The sequence below is a fragment of the Pseudoalteromonas sp. TAE79 genome (assembly GCF_000498015.1).
In the GTDB taxonomy this organism is placed as follows: Bacteria; Pseudomonadota; Gammaproteobacteria; order Enterobacterales; family Alteromonadaceae; genus Pseudoalteromonas.
In genome coordinates this window covers 1-15,707 of the sequence record NZ_AUTL01000148.1, presented here as the reverse complement: position 1 = coordinate 15,707, position 15,707 = coordinate 1, and the positions used below count along the sequence as shown (strand labels likewise).

12 protein-coding genes are annotated in these 15,707 nt (G+C 39.0%); 1 reads left to right on the top strand and 11 read right to left on the bottom strand.

Annotation, left to right across the window (positions count from 1 at the left end):
• Positions 1-106: 106 nt before the first annotated feature.
• The 6 genes from L655_RS0110615 to L655_RS0110590 form a co-directional block, all read right to left on the bottom strand.
• Positions 107-2,788 (bottom strand): DUF349 domain-containing protein, encoded by a 2,682-nt coding sequence (locus L655_RS0110615; RefSeq protein WP_024605019.1) that lies wholly within the window; start codon positions 2,786-2,788, stop codon positions 107-109.
• Complete coding sequence (locus L655_RS0110610) at positions 2,778-3,059, bottom strand: DUF1315 family protein (RefSeq protein ID WP_007378333.1); 282 nt, start codon at positions 3,057-3,059, stop codon at positions 2,778-2,780. The genes L655_RS0110615 and L655_RS0110610 overlap by 11 nt, the downstream gene beginning before the upstream one ends.
• A gap of 1 nt (position 3,060) precedes the next feature.
• The gene (locus L655_RS0110605) at positions 3,061-3,387 is read right to left on the bottom strand and encodes a hypothetical protein (RefSeq protein WP_024605018.1); all 327 of its coding nucleotides are present in this window, start codon (positions 3,385-3,387) and stop codon (positions 3,061-3,063) included.
• Between the two features lie 139 nt (positions 3,388-3,526).
• The gene (locus L655_RS0110600; RefSeq protein ID WP_024605017.1) at positions 3,527-5,029 is read right to left on the bottom strand and encodes an alanine/glycine:cation symporter family protein; all 1,503 of its coding nucleotides are present in this window, start codon (positions 5,027-5,029) and stop codon (positions 3,527-3,529) included.
• A gap of 380 nt (positions 5,030-5,409) precedes the next feature.
• Positions 5,410-6,537, bottom strand: coding sequence for a M14-type cytosolic carboxypeptidase (locus tag L655_RS0110595; protein ID WP_024600456.1), 1,128 nt, complete (start codon positions 6,535-6,537; stop codon positions 5,410-5,412).
• Between the two features lie 183 nt (positions 6,538-6,720).
• A complete protein-coding gene (locus tag L655_RS0110590; protein WP_024605016.1) occupies positions 6,721-8,163 on the bottom strand; it encodes a glyceraldehyde-3-phosphate dehydrogenase in 1,443 nt (480 codons plus the stop codon).
• Between the two features lie 174 nt (positions 8,164-8,337).
• On the opposite strand from L655_RS0110590, the gene L655_RS0110585 reads away from it, so the two are divergent.
• Positions 8,338-9,138 carry a DUF2989 domain-containing protein gene (locus L655_RS0110585; protein ID WP_024605015.1) on the top strand — a complete coding sequence of 267 codons (801 nt, stop codon included), beginning with the start codon at positions 8,338-8,340 and terminating at the stop codon, positions 9,136-9,138.
• 86 nt (positions 9,139-9,224) lie between these two features.
• Here the strand turns inward: L655_RS0110585 and ihfA are convergent, their stop codons facing one another.
• From ihfA to L655_RS0110560, 5 genes are all read right to left on the bottom strand, one after another.
• The gene (gene ihfA / locus L655_RS0110580) at positions 9,225-9,524 is read right to left on the bottom strand and encodes an integration host factor subunit alpha (protein ID WP_002960690.1); all 300 of its coding nucleotides are present in this window, start codon (positions 9,522-9,524) and stop codon (positions 9,225-9,227) included.
• 2 nt (positions 9,525-9,526) lie between these two features.
• Complete coding sequence (gene pheT, locus L655_RS0110575; RefSeq protein ID WP_024605014.1) at positions 9,527-11,914, bottom strand: phenylalanine--tRNA ligase subunit beta; 2,388 nt, start codon at positions 11,912-11,914, stop codon at positions 9,527-9,529.
• Positions 11,915-11,929: 15 nt separating this feature from the next.
• Complete coding sequence (gene pheS / locus L655_RS0110570) at positions 11,930-12,910, bottom strand: phenylalanine--tRNA ligase subunit alpha (protein ID WP_002960692.1); 981 nt, start codon at positions 12,908-12,910, stop codon at positions 11,930-11,932.
• 345 nt (positions 12,911-13,255) lie between these two features.
• Complete coding sequence (hda, locus tag L655_RS0110565) at positions 13,256-13,966, bottom strand: DnaA regulatory inactivator Hda (RefSeq protein WP_024600452.1); 711 nt, start codon at positions 13,964-13,966, stop codon at positions 13,256-13,258.
• The gene (locus L655_RS0110560; RefSeq protein ID WP_010554011.1) at positions 13,966-15,021 is read right to left on the bottom strand and encodes a DUF2066 domain-containing protein; all 1,056 of its coding nucleotides are present in this window, start codon (positions 15,019-15,021) and stop codon (positions 13,966-13,968) included. The genes hda and L655_RS0110560 overlap by 1 nt, the downstream gene beginning before the upstream one ends.
• Between the last annotated feature and the right edge of the window lie 686 nt (positions 15,022-15,707).

Below are 15,707 nucleotides of genomic sequence, written 5' to 3'. Positions count from 1 at the left end.
ATCGCCTATTTATGGGAAATAACCACACTACATAGACTCTGCCTTGCCTAAATACCAAACAGTCTGCTGCAAATTCAACCACGAAAGGTCAACACGCCCTAGTGTATTAAGCTGCAAGTGTCGCTTTAAGTCGCGTTAGTGTGTCAGGTTCAACTGAACCGCTACTGAGCGCTAATAACTGTTTTAAATAATAGTTTAAATCAGCATGTTCGCCACGATGTTTGTCATCTAACATGGCTACTTGTTCTGCCATTCTAAGTGACTTATCAGTTGAACTTACGTTCGCTAATATTTCCATGCGCGTAATAAGTTGATCTGTATTTAATGCTGTTTTAAGTGGTGCTTGATACTGACTTGGTAACGCTTCATTGTTTTCAAGTGCTGTAATTAACGCATCTAAATTAGCTTGCTCAGATTTACTTGTAAGCAATGCAAGTTTATCTTCAATAGCAGCTAGTAGCTTAGTAACCTTTGGCGCTAACGATCTAAATTGCGTGTACCCTTTCACTTTTGTTTCTAGGTCGTGCAACTGCGCTCTTTGATTAACATCACTAAGTGCTGCTTCAAGCTCAGCAAGTTCTGCAATTGCTTGTTTATCTGACTCGTTTTGCTCGAGTTTTTGCTGCTCAAACTCACTACTACGCTTAGTAAATGTTTCATCGTTATACTGACGAAACTTTTGCCATAACGCATTTTCAGCTTTTAAACCAGCAAAGCCAATGGTTTGCCATTGCTGCTGCATTTGCTTCAACTCTTGGCAAGCAGCGGCTAAATCATCGCTTTGTGATAATTGCTGCGCTTTTTCTACTAGTTCATTTTTAAGTGCTGCATTACTTTTATGAAATGCGTTTAATAAAGCCAGTACTTGTTGTTGCTCATTTTTATAACGATCGTTTAGTGTACGGTATGTTTTAGGGTCAACTTTACCCACACTGCGCCACGCTTTATTTAAACGATTGTATTGGCTTTCATATTGCTTCCAATCAAAGTCATCCTCAGCAGTAGGCTGCAAATGGAGCGCATGCATGTCGTTAATAATACTTTCACGTTGTGCTTTTGAGGCCTCGCGTTGTACTTCTTGCTCTGCGAAGTAACTACGGCAAGGCGCAAATAACAACTCGATTTGTTCATCAAACTGCACACCTTGTTGCTTTTCTTCATCTGTATCTAAACGACCTAACTCATTCCAGCGTTTACGTAGCGCTTTTACTTGCTCTGCGCGTTGTTGTGGGTCTGTACACTCTTCGCTTACTAATGCACTTACTTCTTCTAATAAAGCTTTACGCTTTGGTGCTGCAGCGTATTTTTGCCAATCTTTCGCATCTGCAAGTTGCGCTTCAAGGTCTGCTTTTATGTTCACAAGTGGCTGCTGGTATTGCTCAGTAAGTGTATCAAATAACTCTTCAAAGCCTTTAAACACGCCAAAAGCAACATTAAAACGACCTTCCTCAATTAGGCGCTTAACATCACGAGCTTTGCGCTTTGCTTGGCTTTGGTTTTTTTCAAGTGGCTTAACTAGCTCATTCATTGGTGCTAAAAATTGCTTTTTATGCCCATTTAACTGTGTTTTAAAGGTACTTTGCAGTGCGCCATCTAAAATATTCAAATGATTACGCGCTGCTTTAAAGCCATTATTAAATTCAGTTAGAGTTGCATCGTATTGTGCTAAATCTTCTGCTGGCTTAATTTCGCATAATGCTGCAAAAGCGAGTTTGTACTCTTTAATAGCCGTTGTTAGCTCGGGTAATTTAGCAACTTGAGTAAATAGTTTTTCTAACTTGCTTACAGCGAGTTTTGATTGTGCATTATTAGCAAGTTCTGTTTCGCTAATAGCTTGCTTAGCTTGCGCTACTTTTGCATCAAGCCAATCTTGTTGAATTTGCTCTGGAGTTTCAAGACCAAGCTGTAAGGCATTTTCAATTTCTTCACCCAAAGCTTCAAGTGTTGCAAGTGCTAATAATTGACGCTGTTGTTGCGCTAATTGCTGCTGCTCTTTGTCATGTACTGCTTTTAGCTGTTCAATGTGTACATCTAACTTAGTGGTAATCGAAGTGTATTTTTCATCAAGAAGCTTTACACGCTCATCACTTAACCATTTAAGCTCAAGTGCTTGCCACTGGACCATTAATTCGCCGGCTTGTGGATTTACAACACCAAAATCTGTTTTTTCGCGTAAGGCATTTAACTTAGCTAAAATAACACGTGTTGCACTTTCAACCTGAAGTGGCATTTCAATTGCTAAACGCTCATTTTCAATATGCGTTTCAAGTGCTGCTTTTGCATCACCTTTTGCATGTTTTACTAATGGCTTAATTAATTGATGGGTAATAACAAGTTCAACTAACTGAGTTTGTAGCTCTTCGCTACCTTCTTTAAATGCTTTTTCTACTAATTTTGGATTTGCTAAACGTTTTAATAATTTAACGCGTACTTGCAGTTCTTTTTCTGCAAATGCTAACTTTTCGAGTGTTTTAACAGGTGCAAAACGCTCTATGTATTCACTTTTGATTTGCGCTGTTAATGTACTTTCGCTATTTAAAACAGCATTAGATATTTGCAGCTCTGCTATATCTTTTAATGCTTGATCTTGTTTATACGCTTTCCACCATAGCGGCAAATTGTTTACCTTTTGCAGCGCTTTACGGCGAATTTCAGCTGAGCTATCTTCAAGTGCTAACGTGTTTAATATGGTTGCATCACGTTCAATGTCTAATTTTTCGATAGCATCAAGACGTACTTGTTGCTTTGGGTGTTTCCACTTAGGTGTAAAAAGGTGCTTAAAGATCATGTTCACTAAACCTAGCTATTTCGTTGTCTGATTTGAATTCTTTTTGTAGTTGAGCTTTTGTCTTTTGGATCATTTCACCATTAGCACCAATCGTAAATTGCTCGTTTGATTGAGCCACCTTTGCTTGATACAACATAACCAACTGCACTGTTTGTTGCTTTTGTTCATCTGATAAAACGGTACCGTCTGGCCACTTGCCAGTAGAAGCACCGTATTGTAAGCGTTCGAATAATTCGGGAGTAATATTTTGTACAAGATTGTCGATGTTCATGTCATTTTTTCTTTTTTAGAGTCACTAAAATAATACGATTTACAAGGTACCAAATACAGCCTATGCCTATTGCGGCAGTGTAAGCATACCACTGAAGTGTTTCTTCTTGCGGTTGTAAAAAGTACAAGCAGAAAAAACCACCTAAAAATAAGATAAGCGCCAAAAAGGAGTGATTTATAAACATCTGCTTTTTTTTAATTCGCTGTTCGCGCTGAAGTTGTAAAACTTGCTCGTCGTTTAGCTCTGCAATGTTGCTTTCGCAATGCGGACATTGCTTATGTTTATCTGAAATTGATTTTGCACATTTTGGGCAACGAATAATCGCCATACTTCTCTCCATACTACGCATAAAAAAAGCGCCTTTCGGCGCCTTTATTGTACTTGTTTTATTTCTCGTTGTCTTTTTTGAATTCAAACCAACAACTGATTTAGGGGCTATAATTTTCTAAGTTGCCCACTAAGTTTAATTACTCAGCGTCTTTTGACTGTTTCTCTAGACGCTTTTCCCAAAACGAGGCGTTTTTAATCCCTAATTTAACTGGGTCAAATATGATTTTTCCGCCTTTTTTCTTCTGATCTTCATAATCGCTCAAACATAGTAAAGCAGGCTTAGCTACAAAGAAAATAGCTAAGATACCCAATATGTTAATCCAGGCCATTAAACCAACGCCAATATCTCCAATAGTCCAGATATAACCTGAATTATTAACCATACCGTATGCAACCATAAACATAATCACGAACTTCACGAGGACAAGTGGGATATTGCCTTTAAAATAACGATTTAAGTAAGCAATATTAGTTTCTGCAATAAAGTAATAAGCGAGTATTGTGGTAAAGGCAAAGAAGAATAATGCAATACCGACAAATGCTTGTCCAAAGCTGCCAAATACACTAAATAAAGCCATTTGAGTAAAGGCTGCTGAACCGACCTCAGTCGCTGCATCAACATTTTGTACAATGAACTGCCCTGCTGGTAACTCACCCACAACATTGTATTGCTGCGTTATTAAAATCATGAGTGCTGTTGCAGTACATACAAAAATGGTATCAACATAAACAGAGAAAGCTTGCACTAAACCCTGTTGAGCAGGGTGATCAACCTCTGCTGCTGCGGCTGCATGAGGCCCACTACCTTGCCCTGCTTCATTAGAATATATACCACGCTTAACGCCCCAACCAATAGCGGCACCAAAACCGGCCTGCGCAGTAAATGCATCACTAATAATTAAATAGAATATATCGCCTACTTTATCTAAATTTAAAAATACCACGATTAATGCCAGTACTATGTAACCAAGCGCCATAAATGGCACTACTATTTGCGTAAAGTTCGCAATACGTTTTATACCGCCAAAAATAATAAACGCTAAAACAATAAGGATTATTGCCAAAGCGACTAACTTAAAGCTACCTACATCACCAAAACTAGTCGAGACCATATTGCCATCGCCAAATACTTGGGTAAACGCATTACCTACCGCATTCGCTTGTACACCAGGCAGAAAAACACCACATGCAATAATTGCCGAAACAGCAAATAAGACAGCCAACCATTTTTGTCCTAAACAACGGTCAAAATAATAGGCTGGGCCACCACGATATTGCCCGTCTTCTTCTGTTTTATAAATTTGGCCTAAAGTAGATTCTGCGTAAGCAGTACTTGCACCTAGAAAAGCAACAACCCACATCCAAAAAATAGCACCTGGCCCACCAAAACCGATAGCTGCTGCCACACCTGCGATATTACCAACGCCTACGCGTCCAGACAACGATACTGCAAGGGCTTGAAAAGATGAAATACCTTTATCAGACGTGTTAGGACTAAATAATAACTTACACATTTCTTTAAAATGTCTAACTTGAGCAAATCTAGTTAGTACTGAATAAAACAAGCCTGCGCCTAGGCATAAATAGATGAGTGCATTACTCCAAACAACATCATTAACAGCGCTTACAAAAGCTTCCATGGATATCCTCTATAGTTATATTTATTATTTTTTAATTACGAGACTCTGTTTTAGCTACTACGCTACATAAGCTTTACGAAATAAGATTTCACCTCTTCCGCCCCGACTCATGATTTAATTAATATTAACTTAAGTACCCCAAGGTTGTTAACACTTAATTTTCAAAATATATAATTACACACTTGGCAAAAGGCACTACATCTGTAGTATTTAAATGAAAGTAGATTGATTTGTACCGATACGGTGATGATACGCAGCGAAGAAGCGTTGAAAACGTTTTAAGAATAAAGCTGCTATATGATTATTATTTTTTTATACAAAGGGTTTTATTAAAAGCAAAAAGGGTATCAAAACTATTGATACCCTTTTAGATAAGCGTTTTATCTTAAATCATCAACAACATTAACAATAGCCGCTAATGTATCTTGACCAAATTGATAAGAACGACGGTCTGACCAGCCATAGTCTGGATCAGGTAAATCGTTGTTGTCTTTAAATGGCATTTCAATTGTGTACGTTAATGCTTTGAATTCTTCAGCAGTAGCTGATGAACCTACCGTAAGGTTAGCTTGACCTGGCTCATCTTTTGGATAGCCATGCTCATCTTGAAACTCTGGAGTAATAGTCAAAAGCGCAGCTTTAAAGCTATCTTCAAGGCCTTTAAGACGAGCATCGTAACTTGGAATACCTTCACTGCCTGCCACAAAGTTATAAGGTATAGCTTCATCACCGTGTATGTCTAAGTGCATATCTAAGCCAGCTTCGCGCATTTTATTAAGCACTAAGTAAACCTCGGGGCTATTTTCCATACTTGGTGTTTGCCATTCACGGTTTAAGTTAACGCCTTTAGCATTAGTACGAAGATGTCCGCGTGCGCTGCCATCTGGATTCATATTTGGCACAACGTAAAACACTGCTTTTGATAGAAGCGCAGCTGCATGTGGATCCTCGTCATCAAGAAGTTTGTGCAGTAGACCTTCAACATACCACTCTGCCATTGTTTCACCTGGATGTTGACGTGCTGTGATCCAGATGTTTTTCTTATCTTCACTTGGCTCACCAATTTTAAGCACACTCATATCGCGGCCATCGAGTGTTTCACCAAGCGTTATTAATTGGCAAGCACCTTGGCTTTGTGCCCAAGACAATAAATCTAAATGGCGGTCGTAACTGTATGGTGCAAAGTAAGCAAAATAAACACTGCCGCACTCTGGTTCAATTTCAAAGCTTAATGTGCCATTTTCATAGCTTGATGGTACGCGAAACCATGTTTGACGGTCATATGATGCAACAGCTTGATACCCTTCCCAACCATCTGGGTAAGCTGATTTATCAAGCTCATTAATATTTAACTTATGCAATTGGTAAGGTGTTGTTTCAAGACGAAAGTGAAACCACTGATAAAATTCAGACTGGTGATCTTTATTAATTTCTAATTGAATATTTAAAGGATCGGTGGCTTCAATAACTTTGATATTACCACTGTCGAAATTGCTGCTGATTTTCATGGAAAAACCTTTAGGTTGAATAAGTTTATCTGTTTATTAATTCACAGAACTGACATTATTTTGTAAATAGTAAAACGAATGTGCATTTTCTTAATTAAAGCCTATCACAAGGCATACACTTTAAAAATAATACACGACCAAAAAAGCCAGCAACATGCTGGCTTTTAAGTCACTGCAAATAAATTAGCGAGGTAAGCTTGGGAATGACACTTCGGCCATATCGCGCATACAACGAACTACTTGGCAGCTGTAACCAAACTCATTGTCGTACCATACATACAAAACGATACGGTTATCTTCAACAATCGTTGCTTGTGAATCAACAACACCTGCGTAACGGCTACCTACTAAATCGGTAGATACAATTTCCGTTGATGCGGTGTAATCAATTTGGTCACGTAAGTCTGAATGAAGTGCAGTATCGCGTAAAAATGCGTTTAGCTCTTCAACTGATGTGCTTGTTGCTAAGTTAAGATTTAAAATAGCTAGCGACACATTAGGTGTAGGTACGCGGATTGCGTTACCTGTTAATTTGCCTTCAAGCTCTGGTAATGCTTTTGAAACCGCTTTTGCAGCCCCTGTTTCAGTAATTACCATGTTAAGTGCTGCGGCACGGCCACGGCGCTCTGCTTTGTGGTAGTTATCAATAAGGTTTTGATCGTTCGTGTACGAGTGTACAGTTTCAACATGACCATTATTAATACCAAACTTATCGTTTAGTGCTTTAAGCGTTGGTGTAATTGCATTAGTTGTACAGCTTGCTGCACAAACGATTTTATCTTCAGGTAAAATATCTTTGTTATTAACACCATATACGATGTTTTTGATATTACCTTTTGCAGGAGCTGTTAATAATACTTTTGCAGCGCCCTTACACTCTAGATGCTGGCCAAGGCCCGCTTCGTCTTTCCAAATACCGGTGTTATCAACAATTAATGCATTGTCGATACCGTATTGAGTGTAATCAATTTCGCTAGGAGAGTTAGCGTAAATAACTTGAATGTAGCTACCGTTAGCTTTAATTGCATTACGCTCTTTATCAATAGTGATTGAACCATTGAAAGGACCGTGAATTGAATCACGACGCAGTAAGCTTGCGCGCTTTTCAAGATCCCCATCTTTACCGCCACGCACAACAATAGCCCGCAAACGTAAATCTGCATATGGACCTGATTTTTCAATTAATAAACGCGCTAGTAAACGACCAATACGACCAAAACCATACAATACAACATCGCGTGGTTCTTTCGCTGGTAAGTCAGCTATTTCTGCAAGTTCATCTTTTACAAACTCTTCTACTGAACGACCTTTTGCGGCTTCAGTGAACAAATAACTATATGCAAGCTTACCAATATCAATACGTGCTGAGTTTAATTCCATTTTGCTGATAGCTTCTAAAAATGGGAAGCTTTCGCGCAAACGTAATTTAGTGCCTTCAAACTGAGCAACGGTTTTGTGAGATTTGATAATATCGATAGTACTGGCATTTACGAGAGGACGGCCATATACAGCGATTTCGATACCACGATTACGGTAAAGCTTACCAATAATTGGTTGCATGCTTTCTGCGTAATCTTGGCGCTCTTGCCAACTATTTGTGTATTCTAACTCGTGAGATGAGGTCATTTTATTTACCTAAGTTTATCATTTTGAACGGATAGCCTTTAAAAATGCACTATATTTTGAGAGTAATGCACTTCAGGCAGGGCTATTCTAATTTAATCTGAAGTTATTCTCTACTGTTAGGCGTTAAATGATTGCGTTAGAATAGCAAGGTAGATATTCATTTGGGGTTAAGGGATGCTTAAAAAAGCAAGTGTACTATTGGGTTTGCTAACGTTGACAGGGTGTGAAGAACCGTTGACACTCGCACAAGTGTGCAAAGAAACACCTGGCTTTTGTAGCGACTTAAACAAAGACAGCCACTGCAAGGATGAGCGTTCTGATGTGATTATCAAACGTTACATAGAATACAAAGACCCTACTGATGAAAATAAATACCAATTACTCAAGGACTTTGAATCCTATAACCAATGTATAACTGTGGCCGCTAAAATTGAACATATTAAGTTAAAAGCTAAAAAAACGTCACGTATTGACGGTCAATTAACGAGCATTAAAGAAATGACTCGCTTATATCAAGATACCCAAAATACAAACCATCCAGGTTTGCTCTACTACCAATGGTCACGAAATAATAACCAAAGTGCACTGACTAAATTATTAGCGATAGAAAATGACAAAAGTGTAACGCAAAGTGCCGAAATGCAATTTTTTCTAGCATCATACTATATTAAATTTGATGATGAAAAAACCATCGATTTGCTTTATAAGACTTTAGAACTCAATAAAAAAGACAACGTACCGAATCCTGAAGTGTATACATCACTTATTAGTCTTTTTTATAAACATGATAAATTTAAGCATGCATATATATTTTCTAAAGTAGCGCAAATGTCGGGGATTGAAAATATTGACGTGTTTGAAATTGAGCAGCAATTAATAACGAATGGTAAAAGCTTAGACAGCCTAGATGTACTTGCAGAGCAAACATTTCAGCAAATAATGGCAGGTGATTTTGTATCTCCTCGAGAGTTTTAAAAAAGTTTTCTAACGGTACAACTAAATAACTCCGCTAGAGCGGAGTTATTTTAGACAATAAAAAAGGCAGCTTACGCTGCCTTTTTTTATTTTGCTTTGCTTGTGCCCACCTCTACGCGGGTTTTAAGCTTTTGACCTGGTCGAAAAGTCACCACGCGACGTGCCGAAATAGGAATATCTTCGCCTGTTTTCGGATTGCGGCCTGGTCTTTCTTTTTTGTCTCGAAGATCAAAGTTACCAAATCCAGAGAGCTTAACCTGCTCGCCTTTTTCTAGCGCTGAGCGGATTTCTTCAAAAAACGCTTCAACTAAATCTTTGGCATCTTTTTTATTGATCCCGAGCTTTTCAAATAGGTGTTCAGCTATGTCGGCTTTAGTAAGCGCCATATCTAGTCCCTCAACGATGCATTAAACTGTTCGGCCAATTCGGCCACCACGTTATCAACTACTAGATTGATATCTTTCTCTTCGAGTGTTCTATCAACCGCTTGCAGTGTTAGAGCAATCGCCAAACTCTTATAATTTGGCTCAATACCTTTGCCCTTATACACATCGAATAAGTTTAGGTCAACCAATTGATTTCCGCCAACTTTTTCGATCACGCTTAAAATGTCGCCAGATTTAACGCTGTCTGCCACTAAAATCGCGATGTCGCGGCGATTTGAAGGGAATTTAGACACCCCTTCGGCTTGCGGTAAATTTCTTTTTTCTATTGCTGACATTTCAATTTCAAAAACAAAAGTTGCGTTGTTGATATCTAACGACTTTTGAGCTTGAGGATGTAAAGCACCAAAAAAACCAACCTTTTTACCATCAACATATATTACTGCTGATTGACCAGGGTGAAGTCCATCTGACTGCTCGGCTTTAATTTCAAAGCGAGTAATGTCATTGGTAATTGCAAGTAAGGCTTCAACATCACCTTTTAAATCGTAAAAATCAACATTGCGTTTTTCTTCAACCCAATGTTCACCATTTACAAGACCCGTAATAACACCGCCAATAACCGGTACTTGGTAAACACCATTTTCTGCACTTTCGTCGCTTATAAATTTAAGACCATGTTCGAATAAACGAATACGAGGCTGTTGGCGATTTTGGTTATACGCTACAGACGCTAATAAACCCGGCATTAAACTTACACGCATTGCTGACATTTCAATTGAAATAGGATGCGGTAATACCATTGCTTTACACTCTGGGTGTAAAATAGCTTGTGCTTTAGGGTCTACAAAGCTGTACGTAATTGCTTCTTGGTAACCACGAGTCACTAACGTATTGCGGAACTTGCTAAGCGCAATAGTTGCTTCGTTATGTGTCGTCATTTTAAGTTTTGCAGTTGGTGCAACATTTGGAATGCTGTTGTAACCGTAAACACGTGCTACTTCTTCAATTAAATCTTCTTCGATGCGAATATCAAAACGGTAGCTTGGTACGTCCGCACTCCAGCTTTCATTTTCTACTTTAACATCAAGACCTAAACGCGTAAGAATATCTGTTACTTTAGCATCTTCAATATGATGACCAATAACACGGTTTAAACGTGCACGACGAAGACGTACTTCAGTCACTTTTGGTAGTTTATCAGCCGCAACAGCTTCAACTACTGGACCTGCTTGACCACCCACAATTTCAAGAAGAAGTGCTGTTGCACGTTCCATTGCATCGTGTTGTAGAGCAAAATCAACACCGCGTTCATAACGGTGTGAAGCATCAGTGTGTAAACCGTAGCTACGTGCTTGTCCTGCAATTGCTACAGGATTAAAAAATGCGCTTTCAAGTAATATATCAGATGTTTTATCTGTAACACCTGATTGCTCCCCACCAAAAATACCCGCAATTGCAAGTGCTTTATTATGATCGGCTATCACAAGTGTTGTGTCGTTTAATTTAGCGGTGTTACCATCTAATAAAACAAGTTCTTCGCCTGCGTTTGCACTACGAACTTTAATACCACCTTCAATCGCATTTAAATCAAACGCGTGCATTGGGTGACCAAGTTCAAGTAATACATAGTTAGTAACATCAACTACAGGATCGATAGAACGTACGCCACTACGACGTAATTTTTCAACCATCCAAAGTGGTGTTTCAGCATCAAGGTTAATGTCCTTTATCACACGGCCAAGGTAACGAGGACATGCATCTTCGTTAACTAGCTCAATTGATACTTTGTCATCAATTGTTGGCGTAACCGCTGGGATATCTAATACATTTACGTCAATGCTATTTAAAACACCTACTTCGCGTGCTAGACCTTTTATACCTAAGCAGTCACCACGGTTTGGTGTTAAATCAACATCAATAATATTATCATCAAGACCTAGGTAGTCACGTAAATCAGTGCCTACTGGTGCATCGCTTGGCAATTCCATAATGCCGTCGCCTTCTTCGCTAATACCTAGCTCAACAAAAGCACATAGCATTCCGTTTGAAGGTTGGCCGCGTAGTTTGGCTTTTTTAATTTTAAAGTCACCAGGAAGTACAGCGCCCACAGTTGCAACAGCAACTTTAATACCTAAACGACAATTTGGTGCACCACACACGATATCAAGTAGCTCATCGCCACCTACGTTAATTTTGGTAACACGAAGTTTATCTGCATCAGGGTGTTGACCACATTCAACAACTTCACCAACAACTACGCCATTAAATTTGGCAGCAGCAGGCTCAACACCATCAACTTCTAAACCAGCCATTGAAAGCTGTTCCGAAAGAGCTTGCGTATCAATAGCAGGATTAACCCACTCTCTTAACCACTTTTCACTAAATTTCATTTTATTGTTTCACTCTTAACGGAACTGGTTCAGGAATTTTAAGTCATTTTCGAAAAATGCACGCAAATCGTTTACGCCATAGCGCAACATAGTTAAACGCTCTACACCCATGCCAAAGGCAAAGCCGGTGTATTTTTCTGGGTCAATGCCCACAGACTTAAGTACATTAGGATGTACCATGCCGCAGCCTAGTACTTCTAACCACTTACCGTCTTTACCCATAACATCTACTTCAGCTGAAGGTTCTGTAAACGGGAAGAATGAAGGACGGAAACGAATTTCCATATCTTCTTCAAAGAAGTTACGTAAAAAATCATGCAAAATACCTTTTAACTCAGTAAAGCTAACATCGGTATCAACCATTAAACCTTCAACCTGGTGGAACATTGGTGTATGTGTTTGGTCGTAATCGTTACGGTATACACGTCCAGGTGAAATAATGCGCAGTGGTGGCTGCTCAGTTTCCATAGTACGAATTTGCACGCCACTAGTTTGTGTGCGTAGTACTAATTTAGGATTGAAATAAAAGGTATCGTGATCAGCACGTGCTGGATGGTGCTCAGGGATATTTAGCGCATCAAAGTTATGAAAATCGTCTTCGATTTCTGGACCAGATTTAACTTCAAAACCTAACTCACCAAAAAAGCTTTCTATACGCTCAATAGTGCGCGTAACAGGGTGTAAACCGCCGGTAGGCATAACACGCCCTGGCAGAGTTACATCTATAGTTTCAGCAGCTAGCTTTTCTTCAAGTGCTTTACTTGCAAGCAATTCACGCTTTTCGTTAATAGCAGCTTGCACATCCTGTTTAGCTTGGTTTATAACTTGGCCTGCTTCTTTACGTTCTTCAGGTGCTATTTTACCTAACGTTTTAAGTAAGCTAGTGATTTCGCCTTTTTTACCAAGGTAATTAACCCTGATATCTTCTAACTGCGCTATTTCACTGGCACTGGCTACCGCCTCAAGTGCTTGCGCTAATATGTTTTCTAAGTTCATTCGATACCTGATCTTTCACAGAAGGTGATTGCTTAAGAGCGTGTTGGCCTTTCAAGATTGCTTTTCAACTGTGTGGTTGGCTATTAAATAAGGTTAAGCATTGGGCTGTAGTTTCCTACATAAGTCATGCAATAACCCTAAATAAAGACCAAACACGTGTTGTTCGAAGTGTTTATCTTGAAGGCTATTTTCTTTGTTGTTCGGGTTTTGCATATAAATACTATGCTAAAGTCCTCACGACGCGATTAAAGCACTCTTAAGTTAAACAAATTCCAATCAGGAAAGGTAAACACGCTCTGATAATAGCTTATGATAACTGAAAGAAGGGTCTAGATTCTAGACCTACTACAGCTTTAACGTTGATTTTATAAAAGGAATAGTTAATTTTCGCTGTGCTGCCATAGATGCATGATCTAATTTGTCGAGTACATCTAATAAAGCACGCATATCACGGCTTAAACGGGTTAGTAAAAAGCGTGCACACTCATCACTTAATTCAAGACCGCGCATATGAGCGCGCTTAACAAGTGCTTGTGCTTTATCGTCATCACTCATAGAACGAATTTGAAAGGTTGTCCCCCACGTTAAACGAGACTCTAAGTCAGGCAGCGAGATATTGAGCATGCTAGGAAGTAAATCGGCAGTTACTACTAACATTTTTCCGGGTTCGTTAAACCTGTTAAAAAAGTTAAATAGTGCTTTTTCCCATGCATCATTCCCTGCAACTAAATGCACGTCATCAATACATAGAACATCAAGCGCTTCTAAACCGTCTAATACCATAGGTCCAAAGTCAACCACTTCGCGCATAGACAGCAGCATATTAGATAAGCCACGCTCTTGTGCTTTAATGCAGGTTGCATACAAAAGGTGAGACTTACCCGAATCACCTAACCCACATAAATAAGTATACTGAAACTTTTTAGCTAACTTCGAAAAGCTATCTTTTAAATGGTTAACCTCTAACGAATCTTCCCCACCAAAGTACGATGCAAATGTTTCGTCATCCGGCAAGGTAACCGGTAATGCCATTTGCATCGGCTCAGAAGTTAGCATTATGGCGTTATCCATTGATACTCTAAGCTGTTTTTATCAACAACATGATAAAAAGCGCGTGGGTCCTCATAATCTTTAAATGAGGAGTCCAGCCCTAGCCCTTTTTTAAGATCACTTAGATTACCAGTGTGATTTAGTTTAAATTCTACAAACTCTGGTGTTTTACGAACAATTTTAACTTGCGTAACAACGCTTAAGTTCAATAATCTTTGTTTTGCTAATTCAACATCAACAAAACTTTGCGTGCCTTTTAATGTTAGCGTGGCTGCGGCTTGTTCATAATAAGCATTTGGATCAATAGCGTACTCGCTAGCAAGGCCTCGAGCTAAGGTATCAATCATTTGGCTCACTATTTGCTGCTTATCGCCCGTTAATCTATTTGAATCAAATTGATCATCATTAGTAAAACGCCAATCTAAAATCCAATTTTCGCTATCTGCTTCTTTATACATTCTTGCTGTAATACTTCGCTCAGCACTGTAGCGCCTAGAGGCCTCTTCTACTGGTTCCGAAAAGTTACCCCATACCTCAGGAATACCTACTAAACGTCTATCTTGTAAGTCAAGTAATGGCACAACGACAGGTAGACCACGGCGTCCTGCTTTGTCATAAATTAACTGCTCTAATTGCGGGTAACTTTCTTGTGTTACTAATTCTCTGCGCCAATTGTCCTCAATACCTAACCATATTGCGACTAACGGGCGTTGCACTCCCCATAAAGGTAAGTTTAACTCTTTGATTAACGCATTGATCTTTCGAGCTTCAAATTTAACAACGAGTTTCAATTGTCCATTTGCTCTCTCGTCATATTCAAACTTAAGCATATAATCAGAAATATCTTTAGTGCGTTGCTGTGCTAATTTATTTTGATCCGCAGTTTCATCACCGCTTACTTTAACTAAAACATTGAGCAAAGCTTTACGACTCGCAGCTAATCGAGTGTCTCGTGTTTTGTCATCCACTTTTAAAATATCTTGATATAGATCAGTTACTTCAACTGCCGACGCAGAAAAACAAAATAAAATGGATATGGCGCTAATTAATAATCTATACACAGGCTGTTAGTTCTTGGTTTTAAACTGATTTGATCCTAAATCAAAGACAGTAACAAAGCAAAATTAAATTTGTTATCTAAGGAAATGAAAGTAATTAGCTTTTATAGAAAGTAAAAAAGATTAAATATGAATAAGATAGTTGAGTGAGTTGTACGCTATTCACCTAAATTAACTTTACTACACTTTTAAAACGCGAACCTTTCGGGTTTAGTTAGATCATTAAGGTCTTTAATGTAAGTACTTGATGATGTTACGGTTTAGATTTTTCGTTATTCGCTCGCATTTAACCTTTCTTCTACTGTAAAAAAAGCCCGACTCTTTCGATTAGGGCTTTCTACAATGTGAAGTCGGTGCGCTACGCAGTAGAATGTCGTAGTGCCTACAGCGGTAAAAAGTCACCTAGCAAATGCTACATACTTATCGGCGTGCAGAGATATTGAGTGATTTTGGTGTGATTAAACATAATTTTAGCGTCAGGAGTCGCTGCGCTCGCCCGACCTACATGATGAATGTTGATATGAGTGTGTGTTAATTGCGCGTATTTTACTTTTTTGCAGACGTAAAAAAGCCCGAATCGTTAGATTCGGGCTCTCTACAATTTGAAGCCTGGTAATGTCCTACTTTCACATAGCAAATGCTACACTATCATCGGCGCTGTTTCGTTTCACTACTGAGTTCGGCATGGA